This window comes from Paenibacillus sp. FSL M7-0134, from assembly GCF_038007865.1.
Classification (GTDB): domain Bacteria; phylum Bacillota; class Bacilli; order Paenibacillales; family Paenibacillaceae; genus Paenibacillus; species Paenibacillus polymyxa_B.
Genome location: NZ_JBBOXV010000002.1, coordinates 735686 through 760945, shown reverse-complemented (window position 1 = coordinate 760945; position 25260 = coordinate 735686). Strand labels below are relative to the sequence as shown.

20 protein-coding genes are annotated in these 25260 nt (G+C 49.9%); 5 read left to right on the top strand and 15 right to left on the bottom strand.

The features are described 5' to 3' along the window. Nucleotides 1–77: 77 nt before the first annotated feature. The 5 genes from NSQ58_RS19135 to NSQ58_RS19115 all read left to right on the top strand — a co-directional run bounded on the left by NSQ58_RS19135 (nt 78) and on the right by NSQ58_RS19115 (nt 6638). Nucleotides 78–923, top strand: a complete 846-nt coding sequence (locus tag NSQ58_RS19135) for a Cof-type HAD-IIB family hydrolase (RefSeq protein WP_023987289.1) — start codon at nt 78–80, stop codon at nt 921–923. Nucleotides 924–1257: 334 nt separating this feature from the next. After that, entirely contained in the window at nt 1258–2256 is a 999-nt protein-coding gene (locus NSQ58_RS19130; protein WP_341058033.1) for a sugar-binding protein, read from the top strand. Then, nucleotides 2253–3698 carry a sensor histidine kinase gene (locus NSQ58_RS19125; RefSeq protein ID WP_341058032.1) on the top strand — a complete coding sequence of 482 codons (1446 nt, stop codon included), beginning with the start codon at nt 2253–2255 and terminating at the stop codon, nt 3696–3698. Before NSQ58_RS19130 ends, NSQ58_RS19125 begins: the two co-directional genes overlap by 4 nt. Beyond that, nucleotides 3673–5010, top strand: a complete 1338-nt coding sequence (locus NSQ58_RS19120; RefSeq protein ID WP_341058030.1) for a response regulator transcription factor — start codon at nt 3673–3675, stop codon at nt 5008–5010. Before NSQ58_RS19125 ends, NSQ58_RS19120 begins: the two co-directional genes overlap by 26 nt. 227 nt (nt 5011–5237) lie before the next feature. Beyond that, nucleotides 5238–6638, top strand: coding sequence for a sugar porter family MFS transporter (locus NSQ58_RS19115; protein WP_341058029.1), 1401 nt, complete (start codon nt 5238–5240; stop codon nt 6636–6638). 107 nt (nt 6639–6745) lie between these two features. On the opposite strand, the gene NSQ58_RS19110 is transcribed toward NSQ58_RS19115, so the two are convergent. The 15 genes from NSQ58_RS19110 to nifB all read right to left on the bottom strand — a co-directional run bounded on the left by NSQ58_RS19110 (nt 6746) and on the right by nifB (nt 24993). After that, nucleotides 6746–7657, bottom strand: a complete 912-nt coding sequence (locus tag NSQ58_RS19110; protein WP_075153833.1) for an AraC family transcriptional regulator — start codon at nt 7655–7657, stop codon at nt 6746–6748. Between the two features lie 149 nt (nt 7658–7806). Next, nucleotides 7807–8466 (bottom strand): TetR/AcrR family transcriptional regulator, encoded by a 660-nt coding sequence (locus tag NSQ58_RS19105; protein WP_341058028.1) that lies wholly within the window; start codon nt 8464–8466, stop codon nt 7807–7809. Continuing rightward, nucleotides 8459–9658: an MFS transporter gene (locus NSQ58_RS19100; protein ID WP_028543215.1), complete on the bottom strand. Its 1200-nt coding sequence runs from the start codon at nt 9656–9658 to the stop codon at nt 8459–8461. Before NSQ58_RS19100 ends, NSQ58_RS19105 begins: the two co-directional genes overlap by 8 nt. Nucleotides 9659–9801: 143 nt before the next feature. Next, nucleotides 9802–10458: a DJ-1/PfpI family protein gene (locus NSQ58_RS19095; RefSeq protein WP_023987280.1), complete on the bottom strand. Its 657-nt coding sequence runs from the start codon at nt 10456–10458 to the stop codon at nt 9802–9804. Nucleotides 10459–10670: 212 nt separating this feature from the next. Continuing rightward, a complete protein-coding gene (locus tag NSQ58_RS19090) occupies nt 10671–12509 on the bottom strand; it encodes an ABC transporter ATP-binding protein (RefSeq protein WP_341058026.1) in 1839 nt (612 codons plus the stop codon). Continuing rightward, nucleotides 12490–14226, bottom strand: coding sequence for an ABC transporter ATP-binding protein (locus tag NSQ58_RS19085; protein ID WP_279832217.1), 1737 nt, complete (start codon nt 14224–14226; stop codon nt 12490–12492). The genes NSQ58_RS19090 and NSQ58_RS19085 overlap by 20 nt, the downstream gene beginning before the upstream one ends. Before the next feature lie 244 nt (nt 14227–14470). Beyond that, complete coding sequence (locus NSQ58_RS19080; protein ID WP_076264452.1) at nt 14471–15607, bottom strand: homocitrate synthase/isopropylmalate synthase family protein; 1137 nt, start codon at nt 15605–15607, stop codon at nt 14471–14473. Next, complete coding sequence (locus tag NSQ58_RS19075; protein WP_023987276.1) at nt 15585–16349, bottom strand: HesA/MoeB/ThiF family protein; 765 nt, start codon at nt 16347–16349, stop codon at nt 15585–15587. The genes NSQ58_RS19080 and NSQ58_RS19075 overlap by 23 nt, the downstream gene beginning before the upstream one ends. A 92-nt stretch (nt 16350–16441) precedes the next feature. Further along, nucleotides 16442–16831, bottom strand: coding sequence for a NifB/NifX family molybdenum-iron cluster-binding protein (locus NSQ58_RS19070; protein ID WP_028543220.1), 390 nt, complete (start codon nt 16829–16831; stop codon nt 16442–16444). Further along, nucleotides 16828–18135 (bottom strand): nitrogenase iron-molybdenum cofactor biosynthesis protein NifN, encoded by a 1308-nt coding sequence (nifN, locus tag NSQ58_RS19065; protein ID WP_053324762.1) that lies wholly within the window; start codon nt 18133–18135, stop codon nt 16828–16830. Before nifN ends, NSQ58_RS19070 begins: the two co-directional genes overlap by 4 nt. Further along, nucleotides 18125–19486 (bottom strand): nitrogenase iron-molybdenum cofactor biosynthesis protein NifE, encoded by a 1362-nt coding sequence (gene nifE / locus NSQ58_RS19060; protein ID WP_028543222.1) that lies wholly within the window; start codon nt 19484–19486, stop codon nt 18125–18127. Before nifE ends, nifN begins: the two co-directional genes overlap by 11 nt. Nucleotides 19487–19557: 71 nt before the next feature. Further along, nucleotides 19558–21087, bottom strand: a complete 1530-nt coding sequence (gene nifK, locus NSQ58_RS19055; RefSeq protein WP_341058025.1) for a nitrogenase molybdenum-iron protein subunit beta — start codon at nt 21085–21087, stop codon at nt 19558–19560. Further along, nucleotides 21084–22532, bottom strand: coding sequence for a nitrogenase molybdenum-iron protein alpha chain (nifD, locus tag NSQ58_RS19050; RefSeq protein WP_341058024.1), 1449 nt, complete (start codon nt 22530–22532; stop codon nt 21084–21086). The genes nifK and nifD overlap by 4 nt, the downstream gene beginning before the upstream one ends. Nucleotides 22533–22620: 88 nt before the next feature. Continuing rightward, nucleotides 22621–23487, bottom strand: coding sequence for a nitrogenase iron protein (gene nifH / locus NSQ58_RS19045; protein ID WP_053324760.1), 867 nt, complete (start codon nt 23485–23487; stop codon nt 22621–22623). Nucleotides 23488–23493: 6 nt separating this feature from the next. Next, nucleotides 23494–24993, bottom strand: a complete 1500-nt coding sequence (gene nifB / locus NSQ58_RS19040; RefSeq protein WP_053324759.1) for a nitrogenase cofactor biosynthesis protein NifB — start codon at nt 24991–24993, stop codon at nt 23494–23496. Between the last annotated feature and the right edge of the window lie 267 nt (nt 24994–25260).

Here is a 25260-nt window from a genome sequence, read left to right as displayed (position 1 = left end):
TCAGTTCAATATGTACTTTAAGTGCGGTAAATGTAGTAACATAAAAGAAAACATTGGAGAGCAAGGAGCAGCCTAAGATGAACAAAAAGATTATCTTTTTAGATATAGATGGAACGCTAGTGGATGATGATGGTATGATTCCCGAATCTGCAAAAACAGCATGTATCGAAGCGAGAAAGAACGGACATCTGATTTATTTATGCACTGGCCGATCCAAAGCGGAGATTTATGATTTTATCATGGAGGTCGGTTTTGACGGGATCATCGGAGCTGGCGGGGGCTTTGTAGAAATCGAAGGCGAGATGTTATATCACCACAAAGTATCGGATGAAGATGTTAAACATATGGTCGATTACTTTGATGAACATGATTTGGACTTTTATTTGGAATCGAATGGGGGACTGTTTGCGAGTAAAAACTTTTTGCCCCATGTGGAACGGCTTATCTATGGTGATGTGGACAATGATCCCGTAGCCAGAGAAAAAAAAGAACAACGCCCGCATCCTTTTATCACTGGTCTAACTATAGGAGAGGACAACCTGTACCGTAGTGACGTGAACAAAGCATGCTTTTTGGAAAACAAAAATGTTCCTTTCGAACAGATCAAAAAGGAATTTGCAGGGAAATTTGAGGTTATTCAATGTACTGTATCTGCTTTCGGGCAAGACAGCGGCGAGCTAATGGTTCCCGGTATTCACAAAGCCGTAGCTATTGAAAAGCTTATTGAGCATTTGGGAAGATCCCAAGAAGACACCATTGCTATCGGAGATGGGATGAACGATGCTGAAATGATTGAATATTGTGCGCTAGGAATTGCTATGGGAAATGCCAAACCGGGCCTCAAAGCCATTGCAGATGACATTACGGATGCTGTCGATGAAGATGGACTGTTTCACAGCTTTAAAAAGCATGGTCTGATTTAGTGAGGTTATTTTTTTATACTTAAGCCCCTGCAGTAGTTTCTGGACTTAAAAATGTCCTAATTCTACTGGTAGGGGCCTATCTCCAATGCTATCTTTCCACGGAATTCACTTAGTACTTGCTCGGCTTCCATCTCCTCACTACTTGTAAGATGGGCAAACCATTCTTCAAATATCTGTTGTTGCTTACCCTTCAAGATTTCTACTTTGGTCATGTACCTTGATTAAAATATGGAATTCCTCCTCAATAACCGCGCTTATGCTGACGATAGCTGCGTGCGGTTGTTTTGTTGCTGTATAATGAGTGAGTCTGTAAATATTTACAAAGGAGCAAGACATGTCAAACCGTAAATGGACATTTATCCTTATCCCAGTCTTCCTGCTATTTGCCTGGCTGCTCTTCCAGTTCACTCTGTCTTCTTTTCAAATTCACCAATTTGCAGAGTTATTGAAGACGGTTTCTCCAAAAGACGGGGTTTCCGATACAAAAGTCGTACTGATATCCCAGGAGTTGGATAATTATTACTGGCGGTCAATCGAACAAGGAGCCCGAAAAGAAGCGGAACAGTACGGTATGCGGCTCGATTATATCGGGCCGGACCGCATTAATCCGTCCGAGCAGGTCAAACTGCTGGATAAAGCGATCGCCAGTAAGGCGGATGCAATTCTGGTTCAAGGAATAAATGATCCAGAGTATCGCCGATTAATCGACAAAGCAGCCGGACTTGGCATCCCCGTCATCACGATCGATACGGATGAACCAGACTCCCGGAGACTAGCTTACGTGGGAACGGATAACGAAGGAGCAGGAAAACGGATGGGCGCGCTGTTAGCGAAAGCCTCTGGAGAGCGTGGCGACATTGGAGTTATGATCAGTAGCGAGCGCGTCGAGAATCAGCGACTCAGGCTTGCTGGATTTCGTTCCGTGATCGGTCGCTATCCCAAGCTCCGCATTGTGGAGATTCGCTCCTCAAATATTTCACGGCTTCAGGCAGCACAGCAAGCTCAGAACATGCTCACCCGGTATCCGCAGATCCGCTTCATGGTCGGATTCAGTGCGCTGGACGGCCTTGGCATTCTGGAAGCCTCGGAGCGACGCGGAGCGCGGAATTTGCAGATTTTCGCTTTTGACGATATGGCCGAGACGTTGAAAGCCATCAGAGATTGCAAAATCGAACTGACCATTGTTCAACAGCCAGAGGAAATGGGGGCTAAGTCCATAAAATTACTGAATGATTATCTAAAGGGGAATCCCCCCCAGGAATTAACATACACCAGGATATATGAGATGCATGCGGACACTCCCGACAACATGACCGGAGATGACAGACGATGACGATCAGAACGAAGCTGCTTCTGTTCATCCCTCTTCTAGTTGTGTTCGCCAATATCATCGCTTATTTTGTATTCCAAAGCGGAAAGGTCGTACAACAGAGCTACGATGAAATGCTTGGCCGCATTCTTCTCATCGAGCAAACCTCCGAATCGGCGGAGAGCAACTTAAATCTCCTATATGCCTATCTGCTTAATCCAAGAGGCGATAAGGCTGTGCAGGGCCCGACAGAATACCAATTGATGCAGTTGAAAGGCAGAATTCAGGAAGTCTCCTCCTCGACCGACCCTTCTTTCGCCGAGGAGGACTACGTGAATCTGTTGGCTACATTTCTTAAAGAGAAACAAGCCGCAGTTCTGGATGCAAAGGCACAAGATCCTCAATCGGCTTTTGAACATTATATTGAGGCGGAGAAAACCGTCAGCTATATTCATGAGGAGGGTCAGCAACTGATCGATGATGAACTGGTTTATTACCGGCCAATCATTGAGAACATCCGGAACAAGAATGAGCGAATGAACGGATGGGGAGTGGCGTTGTTCGGCATGAACGCGCTGATGGGGGTTTTGCTTGCAATCTGGGTCTCGCGCAGCATTACTGGCCCTGTCGGCAGACTTGTCGGACTGGCGAAGCGAATCGCCACAGGTGATCTGAATATCAAGCCCCAACCGCGACGGGATGACGAGCTAGGCGTACTGTCGGACGCCATTTCGCAAATGTCCACCGATTTGAGTATCCTTATCGAGAAGGATAAACAGAGTCTGGAAATGCGGCGGCTTGTGAAGGAACTGGAGCTTCTGGCTCTGCAAAATCAAATTAACCCGCACTTTTTATTCAATACCTTAAATGTGCTCTCCAAGCTGGCGATCCTGGAAGGGGCGGAGAAAACCAGCGACCTGATCGTTTCGCTGTCCAATCTGCTACGGTACAGCCTGCAGAAGCTGGACAAACCCGTAACTCTCCAGGAGGAACTGGATCATATCCGCGAATACGTAACCATCCAGCAGGCGCGCTTCAGGGACAGAATTCGCTTTGATCTTCACTTTGACGCTTCCGTACTTCAGCAGCAAATTCCGGCCCTGACGATCCAGCCATTTATTGAAAACGCTTTTCTTCATGGTGTGGCAGATATGGAAGACGGAGCCATTATCATGTTAACGCTATCGAGAGCAAACGAAGATGTACAAATTGAAATTTCGGACAACGGAAAGGGCATGACGGAGGAAACCCGACTGTCGGTACTCCATCTTAAAGGCGAAGTCGAAAGCGGCAGTTCAACAGGACTTGGAATGCAAAATGTGTTTAGGCGGCTGCAGTTGTTCTACGGAAAGGAAGGAATGGTTGAAATCAATAGCAATATCGGACGAGGTACTACCATAACAATACGAATTCCAGTCAAGAAGGAGAGTGAGCAGACTGATGTATCGGTTGTTGATCGCGGATGACGAGGCTTTGGAGAGAGAAGGACTGGAATTGACAGTGGAACGGGCGATGCCGGGGATATTCCGGTTTATTCATGCCGGCAACGGCCGCATGGCGATTGAATGTGCGGAAGAGCACCGTCCCCATATTGCCATTCTGGATATCAATATGCCTGGAATTGACGGGCTTGCGGCGCTTCGTGAATTAAAGGAACGGCTTCCCGATACCCGATTCGTGCTCGTTACTGCCTATGATTATTTTGCCTATGCCCGGGAGGCGCTCTCTTTGGGTGTGAAAGAATATATTCTGAAGCCGGCGAAGCGAGAACTGATCATCGGTACACTGAAACGACTGATTGAAGAAATTGAGTGCGAGAAGCGGGCACGTACGGAAGAATTGGAGCTTAGGCACAAAATCTCACAGCTGATGCCGCTCGCAGAAAATGAGCTGGCTTTAATGCTTATGGTCGACCAGACCGTGGATTCAAGCGCTTCCCAGCTATCAGAATGGCTGGACTTTCCTCTTGATCAGGGAAGCGCCATCATTGCCGCCTTTGACGGATATACGGACGAGCAGGATAAAAAGAAAATTTACGATCATTTCCGAAGCTATGTAAAAACGCATGGCCCGAATTCCATTGTAAGCTCCTTGATCGACCATCATGTAGCCACTTTTTTACGCAAGCCGCCTGTCACCGGCGAAAACGACTGGCGGCAGTTGGTTAATCACCTTGTTCAGCAGCTCTCCCAGCTTGCCCAGCAGCAACTTGGTATAAAGACGGCCATTGGAATCGGATCGCTTCATAGCGGCGAGGAAGGACTTCGCAAGTCCTATTTCGAAGCCGTTTTTGCCTCCACCCTACGCAAGCGGGATGGAGGTTACTGCCACTTTGACGAACTGAAGTCATCAGAGGCTGGAAACGCTTCTTTGCTTGCCATCAAAGCGGAGAATGGAATGCTTCAGCAGACGTACGTCATGTCAGCACTGCAACGGATACGCGAACAGCGAGAGGTTCAAACACTGACTATGCTGGGTAGGGCGAAAATGTATATCGAGGAACGGTTCAACGATGATCTTTCGCTGGAAGAAGTGGCTGATTTTGTCCATTTGAATCCTCACTACTTCAGCAAAATTTTCAAACAGGAATACGGAGAAACATTTATCGACTTCGTAACCCGGCTGCGGATTGATAAAGCCATCTCTCTGATTAAGGCCGGCAACCTTACTCTTAAGGAAATCAGCTTTGAAGTGGGTTATAAGGACCCGAACTATTTTAGCCGCGTCTTTAAGAAGATAACGGGCGTTCCTCCCACTGAGTTCAAAGGCCAAAAATAGTAGAGATTCATCCATGCCGACTATCGGCATGGATTTTTTTAAGCTCGAATGACAAGGTAATGCTAGGTTCAGCCCCTCTATCTCCGATTCGGGAATCGAAGCCAAAATCGTGCATGAAAAGGTCCGTTTATTGAAGACGATAACCGGCCTTTCTTTTATAAGCGCATGTTATACTTCTCCTCGAAGAACGGAATGAGGTTCCAGAGATCTGGAGGGGAGATGATCATATGGCAGTAATCATCAATAATGAAAGCGCTCAACAGAAAGCGCTTCAATCAGAAAAACCCAATATGCTTTTTGTGACGTTGGTATCCATCGTAGCTGCGCTCGGAGGTATCCTGTTCGGTTTTGATATCGCGGTTGTTTCGGGAGCAGTCGAATTCCTGCAGCAGCGTTTTTCGCTGAGCGAATTTCAGGTTGGTTGGGCGGTGTCAAGTCTGATTGTCGGGAGTGTCACCGGAGCGGCTCTCTCCGGCTACATGAGTGAAAAGATCGGCAGAAAAAAGGTATTGCTGGCCGCCGGATTTTTATTCATCGTCGGCTCGATCTGCTCAGCGCTTCAAGACACGTTCACCGGGTATGTTATCTTTCGCATGATCGGTGGCATTGGCATAGGGATCACTTCCACCGTTTGTCCGGTGTACAACGCGGAGATCGCTCCCGCTAAATACCGAGGCCGTTTGGTTGCTTTAAATCAGTTGGCGATCGTAACTGGGATTTTCCTGGTTTATTTTCAGAATTCGTGGATCGTCAGCCTGGGGGATGAAGCCTGGGGTGTCTCAACAGCCTGGCGCTGGATGTTCGGAGTGGGAGCCGTTCCGGGACTGATCTTTATGCTCTTGATGCTCTTCATACCCGAAAGCCCGAGATGGCTTATTAAACAGAATCGGCCTTATGAAGCGCTGCCGATTTTGCTGAAAATTCATGGTGAAGAAGCCGCTAAGCAGGAAGTGCTTGATATCAAGGAATCATTCAAAAATGAGAACAACTCATTGAAACAATTGTTCGCTCCTGGTATTCGGGTCGCTCTCTTTATCGGTGTTATGCTCGCCATTATGCAGCATATTACCGGCATCAATGCCATTTTGTATTACGCGCCGGTTATTTTTAAGGGAATGGGACTCGGTACGGACGCTTCTTTGACCCAGACCATTTGGATCGGGTTGATCAATGTGTTGTTCACCATCGTATCCGTATGGCTGATCGACAAAGCGGGACGAAAAGTCCTGCTGATAATTGGCACCTCGTTGATGACCCTCTGTTTGGTCATTATTGGAGCCGCATTCAAAATGGGTTTGACCACCGGACCGCTTGTGCTCATCATGATATTGATCTACGTGGCCTCCTATGCTATATCACTTGGGCCGATCGTATGGGTTATGATCTCGGAGATCTTTCCGAACCGCATTCGCGGCAAAGCGGTCGCCATCGCTTCGATGGCATTGTGGGCCGGCGATTATCTGGTATCGCAGGCATTCCCTCCTCTGCTGAGTTCAGCCGGCCCGTCCAATACCTTCTGGTTATTCGGAGCCATCTCGTTGTTCGTCGTAGTCTTTATATGGCGCAAGGTTCCCGAAACCAAGGGGAGATCACTTGAACAGATGGAAAATATGTGGCTTGGGAAATGACCCCACTTTAGCTCTCAAGAAGCCCGGACACATGTTATAATGCTTCAAAACACACGTCCTCTGAGTCATACCGACCTAAATCGGCAATGGTTCAGAGGCTTCTTATTTCAGTTCCCATCCTCCTCCGCATAGTTCCTCACATTGCGCTCTACAGCAGAGCGGTATTCAACAGGCGTCTTGCCTGTGTGCTTTTTGAACAACATATGAAAATACTGCCTGCTGGCCACGCCTACATAATCGGCAATTTCTTGAATGGGAATGTCCGTTTGCTGAAGAAGCATACGGGCCTTGTCCATTCGCAGCATCGTTAAATACGCGGTAAGCGTTTGCCCAGTATGTTTTTTGAAAATACGGTGCAAATAACCTGGGTGCAGATTCACAGCTGCCGCCATGTCCTTAACCACAATATCTCGGTCATAGTTCAGATGGAGAAATTCAATGCATCGTTTGATGTACATATCCGTTTGCTGCGTGTTGCTGCGCTCTGCCTCTTCCCGTAGACGTGCAATTCGTACTAGCAATTGCATAAAAAGCATCTCTGCCATTGCACCCGGCTGTTCTTTTCGTTGGTCCAGCTCCAGCACGAGACTTTTCAGCGCATAATATACCTCTTCCGGGTCCGATAGTACCAGATACGGGAACGGACGTGACATGAGAGTCGTGACCTCCTGCTCCTCTGCTGCCATTTGTCGGATAGACGGCCCTACCCTCACTCCCTCCGTAAAACCAAACTCTACATTTAGCATCCGGCACGGTTGTTCTCCTTCCACCACTAGTCGATGCGGTACACCTGCGTCCAGCATAATAAACTCGCCTTTACGCAGCGTGATGCTTTCTTCCACATTCTCTCCCGTTTGTACATCTACCCTGCAAAAGCCGGAAATCATGTACATAATTTCGGTAGAATGATGATCGTGGTAAGACATGGTGTAGTCATGCCATTGCTTGTAATAGTAAGCAAAAAAACGGGGAATATAATCCCCGTCACGCAGCCGTGGCTCAAACAGACTTCCGTTCATCCCCGCACCTCCACAAAAATAGATAAGGCTAACACGACAACGTATCTGCAACCACTCTATTTTCACAGTTTAACAGACTGAGTCCTGTACTTCTATTTCACTCCATCGGACGATCTGAAATCCTTTGGAATACGGCAGGCGACTCCTGCCTAAAAGGTTGGGGATTTATCACTTTCTGGACTAAAATACTGAATCAACATTCCCGCAAATCGGTTAGCAATTTCTATATCATCAAGTTCGTTATTCCAATCGTCCTTGGACGTCAGACTCATTTTCTGGAGTATACCCATCATAGACGTGAAGATAAAATGAGCGGTCTTCAAGGGTTCTGTGTCGGACTTTAATGATCCATCTTGGAATCCAACTTCCAGAGCATCCATCAGGAAATGTCGTTCCTTTTCCCGGCTAACAAAATTTTTGTACTGTTCTTTGAGTTCTTGATTTGAATCATAAGCTTCGTAATGCAGATCGAATAGAAGAATAAACTTGATGTACTCCGGATGTTGCCAAGCGTAATCAATCCATGCATCAAGCATCGAAGTAAGCATCTCCTTACCGCTCATTTCGGCTGAAGGTGCCCTTCTAACTAATTCGGTCATGCTCTCAAGGATTTCCATCTGAACCTCAAAGATCAGTTCGTTCATGGACTGAAAGTGCTTATAGAATGTGACCCGACTTACACCAGCCACGTTGCATACATCCTTAATATTAACTTTGAGAAAGCTTTGCTTCATAAAAAGTTCCTTGGCAGCCGCAATGAGTTCTTCCCGATTTTTGTTTTTCAAATTCTGGTGCCAGTTCTCAGTCATTAACAACCATCCGTTTCTCATTTTTCGATTTTTGTAAGGTTAAGAAAAGGGCAGATGCAAGGATAAGTGCACCAAAAATATAAGGAATATGAATGTGTTTGTCAAACATCAAACCCGCTAAAATGGGTCCCAATATATTGCCTAGGCTGGTATACGTCGTATTCAATCCGGCGGCATATCCTTGACGATCACCAGCTGAGTTCGCGATCATTGTACTTACGGTTGGCCTTAGGAAGGCATTAAAAGCAAAAAACAGCGCCGATACCGCCAGCAGATAACCTAAATTGATCTTAATTATCATTAACAGTAAAGCGATGGCTGTCATGATCAAAGAAAGACGTATAAGCTTCATCTCACCAAGTCTCTTGATGAGATAATCAAGTAGCCATATCTGTACTACGATGCCTATAATTGCACCAACCGTAATGATCATTGAGATTTTAGTGGCATCAAAACCATATTTTCGTTCCACAAAAAGAGCATACACCGTTTCATAATTCATCAAACCTAATGTCATGATCAGAATGAGGAGAAGATAACGAAAATAGGATGTCCGAAATGAATTTAGGATTTGGTTGCGAATTGGCTCCCGGCGGACCCATTGGCTAGCGGGTTTTCGTTTTTCCTTGGGTAGTGTCTCTGGCATATACAAGCTAAGCAGCGTAGCTACAAGTCCAAGTCCACCAGCAAAAAAATAGGGCACCCTTATGCCAAACTCAGCGATCATACCGCCTAACCCCGGACCAAGCACCATACCCAAATTCATGGAGGCACCCAAGTATCCCATTCCTTTAGCTCGGGTTTCAGAAGTGGTAATATCAGCGACGTAGGCCATATTAGAAGGAACCATTAATCCAATACCTATCCCCCCGATAAATCGGGCTATATATAGAAGAGGCAATGTCGTAGAAACAGCAAACATTAGATCCGAGATGACGGTTAAAAACAGACCGGTGATGATCATGGATTTCCGCCCCCATCTATCCGAAAGCTGCCCACCTAGGGGCGAAAAAATAAACTGTGCTGCTCCAAAAGCGGCAATAAGATACCCCGCAGCAGCTCCTGCCGCATTAAATTGTTTCAGATATTCAGGCAGAATGGGAATCACCATACCTTGACCCAATAAAGCAATAAACAAATTCAGCATCAGAATGAAAAGTGGAAATGTAGCAGACTTAGGTAAGCTGCTCATGTTTGTAACCCCCTTCAACCATTTACACTATGTAACCCTTTACTATGTGTAAACTATATTAGTTGAAATAGGGACCCTTGTAAATAAAATTACAAACCTATTATTCCAAGCTAATACCAGAAAGAGATCTTTTTATTCTTGCTTTACACATTAGGCTCCTGTTTTGCAAACTCTTGTAACATACCTCTTATTTGTTCTACCAATATAGCAGGTGCTTTCTTTGGTGAACCCGTGTCAAACGGAGGCTGAGGATCGTATTCCAAAATCAGCTGAACTCCTTTACTCATATCTTCTCCCAATTCCCATGCCAATAGCTGGAGTGCCATATCAATACCAGAGGAGACACCGGCTGCTGTAACGATTTTGCCCTGACGAACCACTCTCTCATCTGTTGGAATGGCTCCAAGAGATTGGAGCAGGTCTAAGGAACCCCAATGACTGGTGGCTACGGTTCCATTTAACAAGCCTGCGGCGCTCAAAATCAAAGAGCCGTTACAAACCGACGTGGTCCATTTCGTAGTTTCATGTATTTGGCGAATCCAATTTAACGTTTCTTCGTCATTCATTGGAGTTTTATAATTTGGCGGACTGCAACCTGGAACAACAAGAATATCAGCTGAACTAACTTCAGAAAAACTGTAATCGGCATGCAAATAACCCATATTTGAGTCCAGCTTGATTAACCCTTTTTTCTTAGCGACAAACTTCACTTCACATTTCAGTGTAGCAGCAAATACATCGTATGGACCCATTGCATCTAATGCCGTAATTCCATCGAAAAGCATGATTGCGATTTTCATGATGATCTCTCCTTTGAAGTGGGATTTTATTCTTGCACATCCATACTAACATACATATACGGGGTATGGGTATATTTAATGGTGTGAAAGCAGTATCTTCATTTCAAACGCCTCTTTAAGAGTACGTACCTGTAAAAAGGCATACTTAAAAAGGGCCACCCCCGAGGTAGTCCTTTTAAGTATGCCTGTAAATCTGTTAATCGCGAGCCGGCTTAGGAGCTTTGCTTACTCAATTGACCATAATATAAATCACTGTAAAAGCCTTTGTGAGCCAGCAGTTCATCATGAGAACCCTTCTCCTCCAAACGGCCATCCTTTAAGACCAGAATCCGATCAGCCAGACGAATGGTATTCAGCCGATGCGCGATGACGAAACTTGTTCGCCCCTGCATGAGCCGCTCCAGTCCTTCTTGTATCTTCATCTCGGTAATGGTGTCGATGCTGCTTGTTGCCTCGTCGAGTACAAGGATGGAAGGGTTGGCCAAAATAGCACGGGCAATAGCCAGCAGTTGTTTTTGCCCTTGACTGATGCCGCTGCCGTTCGCTTCCAACACCTTGGCGTATCCGTCCTTCATCCGCATGATAAAGGAATGGGCGTTGGCCAGTTTCGATGCTTGTTCAACCTCCTCATCGGTGGCGTCCAGTCTGCCGAAGCGGATATTTTCACGAATCGTCCCCTGAAACAGGAAGGAATCCTGTAGCACAAATGCCATGCGGGAGCGCAAGCTTTCACGTTGTATGGTAGTGATATCGCGTCCGTCCAGCGTAATCATTCCCTGGTCGGGGCTATAGAATCTGGAAAGGAGCTGGATCAGTGTCGTTTTTCCTGCCCCGGTCGGGCCGACTAGTGCGATCATTTCACCCGGTTTGGCTTCAAAAGAAATACCTTCCAGCGTAGCGCTTCCCTCATCATAACCGAAGGAAACATCCGTAAACCGCACCGCCCCCTCCACATGCTCTACCTCCACTGCGCCGCGTTCATCCTTGGACTCTTCATCTTCATCCAATATTTCAAATACACGCTCAGCTCCGGCAATGGCGGACAGCAGAGTGTTCCACTGGTTAGCCAAATCGTTCAGCGGTCTGGTGAACTGGCGGGCATATTCTACGAATACAATAATTGTACCTATAGTGATGGAGCCGCGAATGGCCAAAATCCCACCGATCCCCGCTACAATAGCAAAGCTGAGATTATTCAGTCCGTTCATCAGCTTCGGTATAAAGCCTGAAATCGTTTGTGCCCAGAAGCCCGATAGCCGAATACGGTCATTACGCTCGCCAAAACCACGGATGACTCTCTTTTCCTGCGAAAATGCTTTAATAATCTGCTGCCCAGACAGTGTTTCTTCGATGTATCCGTTCAGTTCGCCCAAATTCTTCTGGCGTTCCTTATATAAAGACCCGGTGCGACGTGTAATCCAGCGCATCCCGGCAGCCATTAACGGCACCACGATAAAGGTCAGCAGGGTCATCAGCGGGCTTAACCACAGCATCACCGTGAGTGTACCGATTAGCGTCAATATACTCGAAAAAATCTGAATGGCGGAACTGTTAAGCGTAGAACTGACATTTTCAATATCATTGGTCAGACGGCTCATAATCTCTCCCTGCTGACGTTTGCCGTAGAAAGGAATCGGTAGTCGATGCAAATGTGAAAACAGATCGAAACGCATGCGGTACACCGTCTCTTGGGCAATCTCAATCATCCAGATATTTTGCAACCAGGAGGTCAGCGAGTTGAGCAGATATACAGCTCCTAATCCGATGAGAAAATAAATCCACGTGCGTCCACCCGGACCTTCGAGAAAATCATCCACCGCTACGCCGACCAGATATGGACCCAGCAGAGCCAGCCCGGAGCTGAGCAGTACCATGAACAGCACCAGCATCAGTTTGGCCTTACGGCGGGCCAGATAAGCCCATATCCGTCCTAACGTGCCAGACCAGTTCTTCGCTTTGGCCTTGCGGCGTCCTTCCGCTCCCACCGGATTTCGCAGCACACCGGACGGCGGTGTAGGCTGACGGAACGGTTCAATGAGTTCCTTGAACATGCGACTCCTCCTTTCCGTATTGTGATTCATAGATACGCCGATACAGATCCGAGCTATCCATGAGATGCTCATGACTTCCACTTGCCATCAGGCGACCCTCATCCAGCAGTAAAATCTGATCTGCTGAGGCCGTCGAGCTGATTTTTTGCGTAATGAGAAATGTCGTGCAGGACAGGCCATCGAGTGCATTCAGTAGTGCTGCTTCTGTCCCTACATCCAATGCACTTGTGCTGTCGTCCAAAATCAGCACCGTCGGCTGGCGCACCAGTGCGCGGGCAATCGAAAGCCGCTGTTTCTGTCCGCCAGACAGATTGACACCACGCTGCCCGAGCATCGTGTCATAGCCTTGCGGCAAGCGTTCAATCATATTATGGATTTGCGCTATCCGTGCAGCTTCCTTAATTTGCTCCAGGCTGGCATTCTCCAGCCCCCAAGCAATATTATCCCGAATCGAGCCGGTGAATAGCAGTACCTCCTGAGGCACATAGCCAATAGCCTCTCGCAATATGGACGCATCCAGTTCACGAGCGTCCTTTCCGTCAAAGCGCACATAACCTTCATCTTCTTCATACAGACGTGTAATCAACTGCACAAGTGAGGATTTGCCCGAGCCAGTGGCCCCCATAATAGCTATCCGCTCGCCCGATTGCGCCTTAAAAGATATATCCTTTAGGACAGCCAGATCACTGCCCGGATAATGAAAGCTTACCCGGTCCATTTCCACCTGTCCCTCAATCTGTGTATGATGTGTTGAAACAGGCTCCAGCTCTTGCCCATCTTCATTAGATGTTTCCAATATCTCTCGAATCCGCCCCGTAGATGCAGTTGCCCGGGAAAATACAACAACGATACCTGATAAGGCAGACAGGGCTCCAATTGTCCGCAGTGAATAATTGACGACTGCGACCACCTGTCCTACACTGGCATCCCCAGTGGAAATTTGGCCGCGTCCGAACCAAAGTACTGCAATAATCCCTGCATTCATCGTAAACAAAATGAACGGCATCGTCGTTTCTGTCCAGCGTAGAGCGGACACCGTCCCTTTCATCAACTCGCCTCCGTAATGGGCAAAACGTTCGATTTCATGCCGCATCCGCACAAAAACCCGGATGAGACGGATACCTGTCAGATTCTCCTGAATTACTCCGTTAACGTCATCCAAGCGTCGCTGGACACCTTTAAACAAAGTGACCGTCCTCCGCATCATCACCAACACAAACACGAACAGCACTGGGGCCATAACCGCCAATAGCAGTCCAAGCCTGAAATGTACAACCAGTGCCATCACAATACTGCCGATGACTACAAGCGGAACCCGTGTCATAAAACGCAGGCTCATAAACACCGTATCCTGTACTTGCGTGACATCCCCGGTCAGGCGCGTAATCAGCGACGAAGTGGCAAAACGTTTAAACACAGGATACGAAAAGGATTGCACTTTACGGTACAGCTTTTCCCGCAAATCATAGCCGAAGCCCTGACTTGCATGTGAAGCAAAAAAAGAGCTGGATATCCCCGCCATAAAAGCGATAACGGCACTCCCCACCAATACACTGCCCCATAACCAGACGACGGACAAATCCTGCTGTCGGATGCCCTCATCAATGATTTTAGAGATCAAATATGGCTGTGATAGCTCTACCGTCAATTCCAGCAACATCATCACGAGCGCTGCGATGGCTGGAACCCGATATTTTTTTAGAAAAGAAAACATCATTCCCACAAGCATTCCTCCAATTGCCCATAGCCGTCCTTCCAGATCAGCGTGTAATGGTTATAAGATTCGAACCTGTCTGCTGTAAAACCATATATACGCACTTTATACAGCACTATATTTTATTATACCCTTCTGAACGGCTTCGTTTAACCAGCAAATTGGAGACTCCGGTTGTGAAATTAAAAGATATGCAAGAAAGCGTTCCAGTCACGGTCACACTTACCGGACGGGAACGCTTTTTCGATTATTTCGGCAGCTCTGCCGGATAATACTGCAGCCAGCGCCTTAAATCCGCGCTATGAATGACACGCTTGGGATCTTCACCGACTAGGCGAAGTCGCTCCAGCAGGAACTTGATTTCACCGGAGCCCGCCTCGATTCCTTCCTGCTCCAGCATATATTGAACTGCACTTCTGCCCGAATGCTTGCCGAGTACAAACGAATGGTCAGCACCCAGCTCAGTCGGATCAAGGGCCTGATAGGCGGCGCGCTCCTTTAGCAGACCGTTGATATGTATGCCGGATTCATGGGCGAATACCATGTCTCCCACAATTGGCTTACCTTCGGGAATGATTCGGTTGGAGGCTTTGGAGACCAGTGCAGCCAGCGGGTTCAGCAGTTCGGGGCGGACACTGCAGGTTCCTTGATATAGATCCCTCCACGACATCACCACTTCCTCCAACGCCGTATTACCTGCCCTTTCCCCAAGGCCCGACACTGTGGTACTGGCCCAGACAGCTCCCGCCTGCAAAGCTGCCAAAGTATTGGCAAGCGCTAGGCCATAATCATTATGACAGTGAATCTCAAGCTCCACATCCTGCGGCACGCGCGATACAAATCTGTCTATACGGGCAGCTATGGCAGCGGGATGGTGAACGGACAGCGTGTCGGCATATCTGAAGCGCCGGATACCATCCCTATAGAGCTGATTCGCCAACTGCTCAAGGAACAGGTCATCTGCCCTTGAAGCATCCTCAAAGCCTACGGAAACAGTCAATCCTTTACACAGACCGTAATCGACTGACTTGCGGATCAGCTCCGTCACCTGCTCAGGATTCATACCCAGCTTGGCCTTCATCTGCACCGTCGACACGGGAACCGAAATATGGGCCCAGCCGACACCTGTCGATTCAGCTGCATCAATATCCGTGAACACCGCGCGATTCCAGGTCATTAGCTTCATCTGAAGTCCGAGAGCAGCAATCCTGGCAATAGACCTGCACTCCGCCTCTCCCATTGCCGGAATTCCGATCTCAGCCTGCTCCACCCCCGCCGAGTCCAGCATGATGGCAATTTCAGTTTTCTCCTCGGCCGAAAAGGCAACGCCCGGAGCCTGTTCTCCGTCACGAAGTGTCGTATCACAAATATGCAATCGACTCATCTGTATTCCCTCCCGTTCCGCAGCACGGACAACGCGGATTGCGTTTGACCGCTATGGTGCAGCTGCTCATATCCAGCACATTCATACGGTACATGCGGTCAGTGAACAGATTGCCCGCATCTGTAATCCATTTGACCGCTTCCAGTGCAGCCATACAGCCAATCAAGCCAGAGGTGGCTCCCAGGACCGGGAATCCCAGAGGCTCCCAAGGCTGTCCGCCTTCTGGGTAGAGACATTCCAGGCACGCCGTCCTACCGGGATCAATGGTCATCAATGATACTTCATAGGCGTACATGGCCGCCTCTATCATCGGTCTGCCATGTCGAACACATAGTCTGTTCAGCGCATATCTTTCCGGAAAGTCATATCGTGCATCAATCACGATATCTGCCGCTTCTACCCATGGTCGAGAGGATTCTTCCGTGATTCTGTCGGCGTGGCCCTCAAGCTGGGTCTCCGGATTGATACGGTGCAAATGCTGCAATGCCGTTTCCATCCGTTCCTCCCCGATTCGTCCGCTGTCCATCAGCACCTGCCGGTTCATATCGGGCAGATGGATTACACCCTCATGGGCCAATATCAGCTTTCCCACTCCAGCAGCGGCCAGGTACATGGCCGCTGTCCCTCCCAATCCTCCGATGCCTGCAACCATAACAGTAGCCTGCTTTAGCCTGTTCTGACCTTCCACTCCCAGCAGCTTCAACTGGCGTCCGTATCTACTGTCTTCCAGCAGCTGTACCATTCGTCCACCCCTCCATGTGCGGCTCCCGCCTTTAAGATATTCGGTCCGCAGGATCTTGACATCATATACGGTTGCTCTTCCTTACAGAAGGCTCATGATTCGGCTTTGCCGCTGCCCTCCTCAGCGTGCAGGATTTTGGCAAGCCACATGGGCGGATTACGAGCCAGCATATTCTGGAGACGCTGGACCTGCTCCTCAATGGTGCTACCGAAGGCCACCTTCACAGGCATAATGGTCCGTTTGGTAACCTGTGCGGCGGCCGAAGCGCCAATCTGTACCAGGAAGATCAAGGCACAATCCTCGATCAGGCCAATGCGGCTGGCGATCTTGCCCGCCTCGTTCTCATCGCTCCCCAGGGCTATCCGCCGATGCTCCAGGAACTGGACGCCTGAGTGCCGGATTTCGAATACAGTGAACATGGGACTCTGCCCAAAATGAGCATTCACATGCACACCGTCTTCCGTCGCAAATGCAACCTTCATCCTCCCCTCCCCCTCTCGGTAAGCAATACATTACCCACCTTGTTCACCCACTCCATGGTTCCACGGTATCCGACGCTTACCGATGTGTGGGCGCCCAGCTCGTCATACACCGGCAAGCCTGCCGGTACGAATGAGGCCCCGGCCCGTGCCGCTCCCTTTCTTCCATGTGAATTGCTGATCCACAAATCAACGCCCTGCGCGCTCTCCTCTGCATCATCCAGATCACCGATCCAGACTTCCCGTTCTGTCTTTTGCAGTGCGGGCGTGCTGCAGGGTGTAATTAGCCGTTTCAGTTCCACTCCCATCTCCTCCAGCCAGGCTGCGGTCGACAGCATATGATCCGGTTCTAGCGCCACTACAGCGGAAGCGCCGGAATAATAGAAATGGGCATCCAGCATGCTGTCCAACAGATTTTCACGCTGCCAGCGGAAGCGAACAGGGGCTGGCTCGCGGCTGATTTTCTGCAGAAAATGTATGAACGCATCGCTCGCGGCCAAGCCAGACAGACCCGTGAACAAGTGGTAGGGAATGCCTGCGGCATGAGTCAGCCTGCGCGCCGGACGCTCCATGCTCGCGCCAATGGCAATGGTGCAGGAAGACTCCAGCATCTGGCAGGCTGAATCCAGCGGAGTCCCCCCTCTCGTCAAAGGGGAAAAACCTGTCAGCAGGTGACCGGACAAGGAAGTGGAGATATCGGGAAGTGTGATAACCTCCAGGCCGAAGGAAGCGATAATATCCTTGATTTCCATGACATCTCCGGCAGTCAGATAAGAAGCCGGCAGCAGATTGACCTGCGTCCGGCGCTGTTTTTTGGGGGACTTGCCTCCGGCTAACCCGAGTACGGCATCCATTAGCGACTCTACTGTACTGCTGTAGCCCGTCTCCAGAGAGCCGTGAAAATCAGGCAGCGATACAGAAAACAGCAGACTTTCCTTCAAGGCCCGTTCTCGCTTGAACGCTTTTACCCTGGACTGAAAATCAACACCTGCCACCTCAGTGAGGGCCGTGCTGATAACGCCGATGACATCTGGATGATGCTTAGACCAGATATGATCCAGCGCCTCCTCCAGATTCCGGTCTGCATCAAATATAACGTCCATCTCTTGCAGCGCAGAGGTCTGAACGGCAATCGGCTCTCGAAAATGGCGAGTCAGCAGCGCCTTGGAGAAGGCCGAGCAGCCCTGAGCGCCGTGCAGCAAAGGCATTGAGCGATACATCCCTTGCAGAGCCAACACGCCGCCCAGAGGCTGTCCTACCTTGAGCGGGTTGACACTGACAGGCTTCGTGGCGGATTTAATCGGCAAATTCCGTCTCCTCCTCCCATGGAGCCAATTTGGCGGTCAGCTCCCATACCGGATGCTGCAGCGTATGCACAAGCTGTTTCGCTAGAGACAACAGCCCGTCATAGCCCGCATAGGCTTTGTGCCGTTCTTGATTGATGTCCACAAAAGGAATCTGTTCCTTAAGCGCCATATACATGTTCCGGCCCCCGGCAATGACCATGTCTGCCTTGCGGCTCCGTACGGTCTTGAGAATCTGCCGGGCGCCGCCTTCCGGGATGTATTCCGCATCATCTCCGATACGGTCAGCAATCCGGGATACATCCTCGGCAGTACTCTTGTTCGTGCCTACACCAACTACCTTAATGCCCAGCTCTTGCAAAGCCGTAATGACAGACCAGCTCTTTACCCCTCCGGTATAGAGCACTGCCCGCTTTCCTTTCAGTTGCTTGCGGTAGGGTTCCAGCTCCAGCGATAGCCTCATTTCCTCCCGTGCGGCCAGCTTATCCACCCGTCGCTCTACATCACGATCTCCAGTCAGGTAAGCCATCTGCCGCAAGGAATAACTCGTCTCCTTTGCTCCATAAAATGAACCTTCAAAATAAGGAATGCCGTATTTACGCTCCATTTGGACTGCCAGGCCCAGCAAAGCCCGGCTGCATACGACCATATTGGCCTTGGCACGATGCGCCCATCCCACCTCACGGAACCGACCGTCCCCGGTAATTCGGGACAGGATACTCATTCCCGCCTGCTGCATCAGCCGCTCGATATGCCACATCTCGCCCGCAATATTGTATTCCCCAATGAGATTGATATCATGGGAGGTTGTCTGTTCCGGCTCGGTGCTGCCGATAATATGCTGGAACAGCACGTCTCCGGCCAGCCGGGTCCCGAGATTCTTGCTGCCCACAAATCCCGGACTGTTCACCGGAATGATCGGCGTCCCCATCCGCTCCGATTCAGCCTTGCAGACCCCCTCGATATCTTCACCGGTGAGGGCTGTGACACATGTTGTATAGACAAACACAGCGGGAGGAGCAAAGCGGCTGACAATGTAGCGAATCGATTCATGCAGCTTCTGTTCACTACCAAAAATGATGTCCTGTTCTCCAAGATCAGTAGTGAAGCCATACGCCGACAGCTCTGGGCCGCTGGACAGGCTGCCTCTGCTCTCCCAGCTATTGCCGAGACAGGCAATCGGCCCGTGCACCAGATGAGCCGCATCTGCAATGGGGATCAGTGTAATCTGGGCCCCGTCAAAGGAGCAGCCACCCGAAGCCTCCCCCGGCACAGGCCGGGGACAGGGCGTGCTTTTGGGAATTTTGTTGCCGCAGGATACCTCCAGCCTTCCGTTAGACACAGCCGGCTCCATCCGCACACCCCCCTTATTTCAGATAGAATCCATTGAAATAGCTGCCAACTTCCATCTACGCGGTACAGCAATTAGCGCACCAGATCAAAGCTATGATCCGGAGCCTGCTCTTCCATGACATCCAGTACGGTATTCACGAATTGGGTAAGCAGATTCAGCGCACCCTGGTAGCCGATAATCGGATAACGATGCAGATGATGCCTGTCGAAGATCGGAAAGCCCACACGGAGCAAAGGAATTTTCGCCTCTTTGGCCGCGAACTTCAGGTGGGAGCTGCCAATAGCCAGGTCCACCGGGTCCTGGAACAGCAGCGAACGCATATGCCACAAATCCTGACCGGAATGAACTGTGGCTTCTGCACCGTAAGGGCTGGACTTCAGCAGAAGCTCTGCTTCCTTGTCAAATTTCCGGTCCCCATTGGAGCAAACAATATGCACCGGCTCCATGCCCAACTCCAGACAAAAGCCAATCAGGCCGATGAGCATATCCGGGTCTCCCGCCATAGCCACTCGTTTGCCGTGCAGATAAGCATGCGAATCCATCATGGCATCCACAATTCGGGCGCGCTCCTGCTTCAATGCCTCGGGAATTTCCTTTCCGGACAGACGGCTGATCTCTTCAAGCAAGCAATCAGTAGCGCGGATGCCCAGCGGCGTGGAGATGGAAGACACCTGCTGCCCCCAGGTTCGCTTCATATAGCCTAATGTTTTACGAAGAGAGTACTGCTGGATCGCCAACGTGCCGGCAGCATCTGCGGCCTCGGGCACATCCTTAAGCGGCGTTCCCCCGTAATAGTAGCTGTACTCTCCAGTGGCCCCTGAATCAAAATTACTGCTGTGGTCACCCAGAATGGTATACGTAGCGCCGAACATCCCCAGTATGCGCCGCATTTCCGCAAAATTGCCCGTATACCCGTCAAACCCGAGCAGTACATTCAGCTTCAATTCATGACCAGGCTGCGGCGTCCGGCCTGACTTGTTATACAGCGTCTCCAGTACAGAGCGCAGCATGGCGTCATAGCCTGTAATATGTGAACCGGAGAAGCTGGGGGTATTGGCAAAAGGAACCGGCATATCCTCGGGAAGGGCTCCCTCCTGACGGGCATTAGCCAAGAAGGCAGACAGATCATCTCCGATCACCTCTGCCATACAGGTCGTGCATACCGCAATCATCTCCGGCTGATACAAGGCAATACAGTTCTCTATACCGTCAATGAGGTTGCGCATGCCGCCGAATACGGCGGCATCCTCGGTCATCGAGGTGGAGACGGCAGGAACAGGCTCTTTGAAGTGGCGGGCAAGATGGCTACGGAAATAAGCCGTACAGCCCTGTGAGCCATGAATGAACGGGAGCGTTTTTTCAAAGCCCAGCGCAGCCATAACTGCTCCCAGCGGCTGACAAGCCTTGGCCGGGTTCACGACTACAGCTGTACGAGCGAAATTCTTATCCTTGTATTCCTTGGTCTTGGTGTACTCTAGGGTGGCGGTAACCTCCTCTGGCGAGCAAGGGGCCTCGAAGGCCCGTTTCTCCTCACGCTGGCGCACATATTTATCCTGCCGAAACAGCTGATTGTGATCGACAATGTTCAGACGCTCGTTCATACCGGCACCTCCGCAGTCTGCCGGGACGGCAGCAGGCTCCATACTGGACTGTTCATGGTCATATCCATATCACGTGCAAAAATCTTGAAGCCGTCAAAACCATGATAAGGCCCGCTGTAATCCCAGGAGTGCATTTGACGGAAGGGAATGCCCATTTTGTGATACACATATTTCTCCTTGACTCCGGCACCCATTAAGTCAATATTCAGCCGCTGGGCCAATTCCTCCAGCTCATAGGCAGTTGGATCATCGTACAGAATGGTGCCTTCCTTTACATCGGGAAATGTCTTTTCGTAATCATCCTTGTGGGCAAATTCATAGCCTGTAGCCACAATTTCCATCCCCAGGTCCTCATAGGCACCGATGGTATGCCTTGCCCGCAGTCCGCCAATCAGAAGCATCACCTTTTTGCCTTCCAGACGTGGGCGGTATTTACGGATGACCGCCTCCATCTGCGGCATATATTGGGCAATGACCTGCTCACATTTTTCCTGAATCGTCTCGTCAAAGCGGGCAGCAATCGCTCTTAGGCTCTCCATCGTCTTGGTCGGGCCGAAGAAGTTATATTCCATCCAGGGAATTCCGTATTCCTGCTCCATCGTTGTGCACATATAATTCATGGAACGATGACAATGGATTAGATTGAGCTTGGATTTATGCGCAATCCCCAGCTCATTGATCGTACCGTCACCCGACCACTGCGCTATAACCCGCAGTCCCATTTCCTCCAGCAAAATGCGCGAAGCCCAGGCATCACCGCCGATATTGTAGTCCCCGATAATGGAGACATCATAAGGCCCGGACTCCTTTAGCTCGCGGCGCCCCATCAGAAAATCGCGGATAGCATCATTGGCAATGTGATGGCCCAGAGACTGACTCACCCCGCGAAAGCCCTCACAGCGTACAGGAATGACCGGAATGCCCAGCTCCTCTGTCATCTTCTTAGCCACGGCCCCGATATCATCACCAATCAGTCCGACCGGACATTCAGATTGCACGGAGATGCCCTTAGCCAGCGGGAACATCTCCTTAATTTCCCTGCAGATCACCTCCAGCTTCTTATCTCCGCCGAACACGATATCCTTTTCCTGAAAATTGCTTGTAATCTGCATGGCGGTAAAATTATCGATTCCCAATACCCCATTCGCATAATTGCGTCGGGTACCCCAACTGTATTGCCCGCAGCCGATGGGACCATGGCTAATGTGCACCATGTCTTTAATCGGGCCCCATACCACACCCTTGGAGCCTGCATAAGCACAGCCCCTTGCTGTCATGACGCCGGGCCGTGATTTCATGTTGGACTTAATGGAACAGGTTCCGCAGTTCACAAGCTCCTCATCCGCGATCTCAAAATGCTTGGTCCGGTCCTTCTTGGCCTTCTTGGGATATACCTCCAGTATCTCCTCTACGATCTGCTTTCCCTTATCCACAATACTGCTCATTTGGCCTATTCCTCCCTCCTGCGAGCTACGCGTTCAGCTCCCCCCATCATCACACGTTGGTTCCGTCATTAAGCCTTCTAGCTGGAGCCTACTGCCCGGACGCCTCAGCTTTGTTAATTGCGGTTTCTTCATCCTCAATAATGCCGAATTCCATCAACAGATCCTCCAGATCTTCCATGGAAATGGGAGTGGGAACCGTTAGCATATCGTTATTCAAAATCTTACCTGCCAGCTCTTCATACTCCGCAGCCTGCTTATGTTCCGGGTTATATTGGGTAACGGTCATACGGCGCAGCTCAGCGTGCTGTACAACATTGTCACGCGGCAAAAAGTGGATCATCTGCGTGTTCAGTCTTCTCGCAAGCTCTGTAATCAATTCCGCTTCCAGGTCCGTATTCCGGCTGTTGCAGATTAAGCCGCCCAAACGTACCCCGCCGCTGTTGGCATACTTCAATATCCCGCGCGCAATATTGTTGGCAGCGTACATAGCCATCATCTCGCCTGAGCATACGATGTAGATTTCCTGCGCCTTCTTCTCCCGGATCGGCATGGCGAAGCCCCCGCACACAACGTCCCCCAGTACATCGTAGGATACGAAATCCAGCCCTTCGTAGGCGCCCTCTTCCTCCAGAAAATTAATGGCTGTGATGATGCCGCGTCCTGCACAGCCGACACCGGGCTCTGGCCCGCCGCATTCCACGTTCAGAATGTCACCGAAGCCCCTCTGGACAACATCCTCCAGCTCCAAATCCTCTACCGTGCCCCTTTCAGCAGCCAGATGTAGCACTGTCTGTTGGGCCTTCGTATTCAGAATAAGACGGGTGGAGTCTGCCTTGGGATCACAGCCTACGATCATAATTTTTTGTTTGAATTTGGTCGCGAGCTGAGCCAGTGTATTCTGCGAGGTTGTCGATTTGCCGATACCGCCCTTACCGTAAAACGCAATTTGTCTCATATTTTCTCAGCCTCCAAAATGTTTAATGGGTAAATCCGAACGATTGCCCTTAACTCCCTTATTGCGCTTACTTCCTTTATTGCTCTGCACAGGATACATATAACGCAGAAATTTCACATATTCCAGAACCGATTCCTCAATATCCCCGCCGCATACAATAGGCAGCACGCCAGCTTCCTGCAATGCCTCTTTGGGGACTTCGCCTATGCCGGACGACAGCAGCAATGCACAGTCATGCACCATGGAAAGGATCTCCTTCATCGTCTCGACCTTGTCCCCATTGCAATCGGCTTTCCCGTGGCAGTAGGATTGCACCTTACGAATGCCTATGAAATTTACGATGGTCCCGTCGCTTTCATAGATCATAAATTCCTTGGCACGGCCGAAATGCTGATTCACCTTCCCTCCGCCACGACTGGCCACTGCGATTAGGACTGGCTTTGAGGTGAAGCTCGCTTCAGGCTTATCTCCCGATAACGGGCAGCTACAGCCAGCCCCGGTTGACGGTTGTTTGTGGTGTGATTGTCCCTCCTTGCGTTCCATTCTTACTCTCACCTTCTCATCCAGTTCTTTCTGAAATTGTGCCCTTGCCCCTTCATCCATGGGAGGAGCAGCCGCTATGTTCTCCCATGTAAAATCCTGATTGCGATCCTCGCCCAGCAGTCCAATCGCATCCGCCCTGCATTGACGGCAATGGCGCATAATGACAGCCCCCGCTTCAGCACATTGCTCCTGCAGCTGCCGGACCAGACGGGGACGGGGAGCCCGCATCCCTTCCTGCTCATACCGGCTACCAGGTGCGATGATGAGCGGCATAATGTTGTGCAGCACTGCGCCGTGCTCCTTGACCACCCTGGCTACCTCCGGCAGATGGGCATCATTGACTTCGGGAATCAGCACCGAGTTCACCTTGCACAATACGCCTCTCGAAGCCAGCATCTTCAAGCCTGCCAGCTGGCGGTCAATCAACAGCCGCGCGGCCTCCTCTCCTGCATAGCGTTTTCCTTCATCGTAGACCCATCCATAAATGCGGCTCCCCACCACTGGATCTACAGCATTGATCGTGATCGTGACATGCGAAATACCCAGCTCTACAATCCTGTCGATATGCCTGATCAAGGTAAGGCCATTCGTGCTGAGACAGAATATGACATCCTTAACTGTCTCACGGACCCGGCGGAAGGTATCGAAGGTTGCCTCCGCATTGGCCAGCGGATCTCCAGGTCCCGCAATGCCGACAACGGACAGCTGCATCAGCTGTGCCGCTACGCCATAGGTCTTGCTCGCCGCCTGCTCCGGCGTGAGCAGTTCACTAACAACGCCGGGACGGCTTTCATTGACGCAATCGAATTTGCGGTTGCAATAATGGCATTGAATATTGCATGCCGGGGCTACTGGAAGATGAATGCGCGCAAAATAGCGATGTGCCTCTTCGTTATAACAGGGATGTCGTCTGAGGGTTTCCAATGCTAAGGGGGTTTCCGAGAGATCAGCTAAAGAGTCCATTCATTCCCTCCTCTCCACGTTATATTCCCTTACACAAATCTCTGTTATTGTCTGGAATATAATTACATCTTAGAGACAGGGACAAATCCAGTCAATTCGCTTCTCCATGAAATCTCTGACATTTATCCTCATTTCACATATGTGTCAAATTTTACGTTAGGTAATATGTCATACCATTTACATGTGTGCGGTTACATTATATATTCTCAATAACATCAAGACGTAAAAAAAGAGAGTCCGTTAAGACGGCTCTCCTTTTGAAATAAG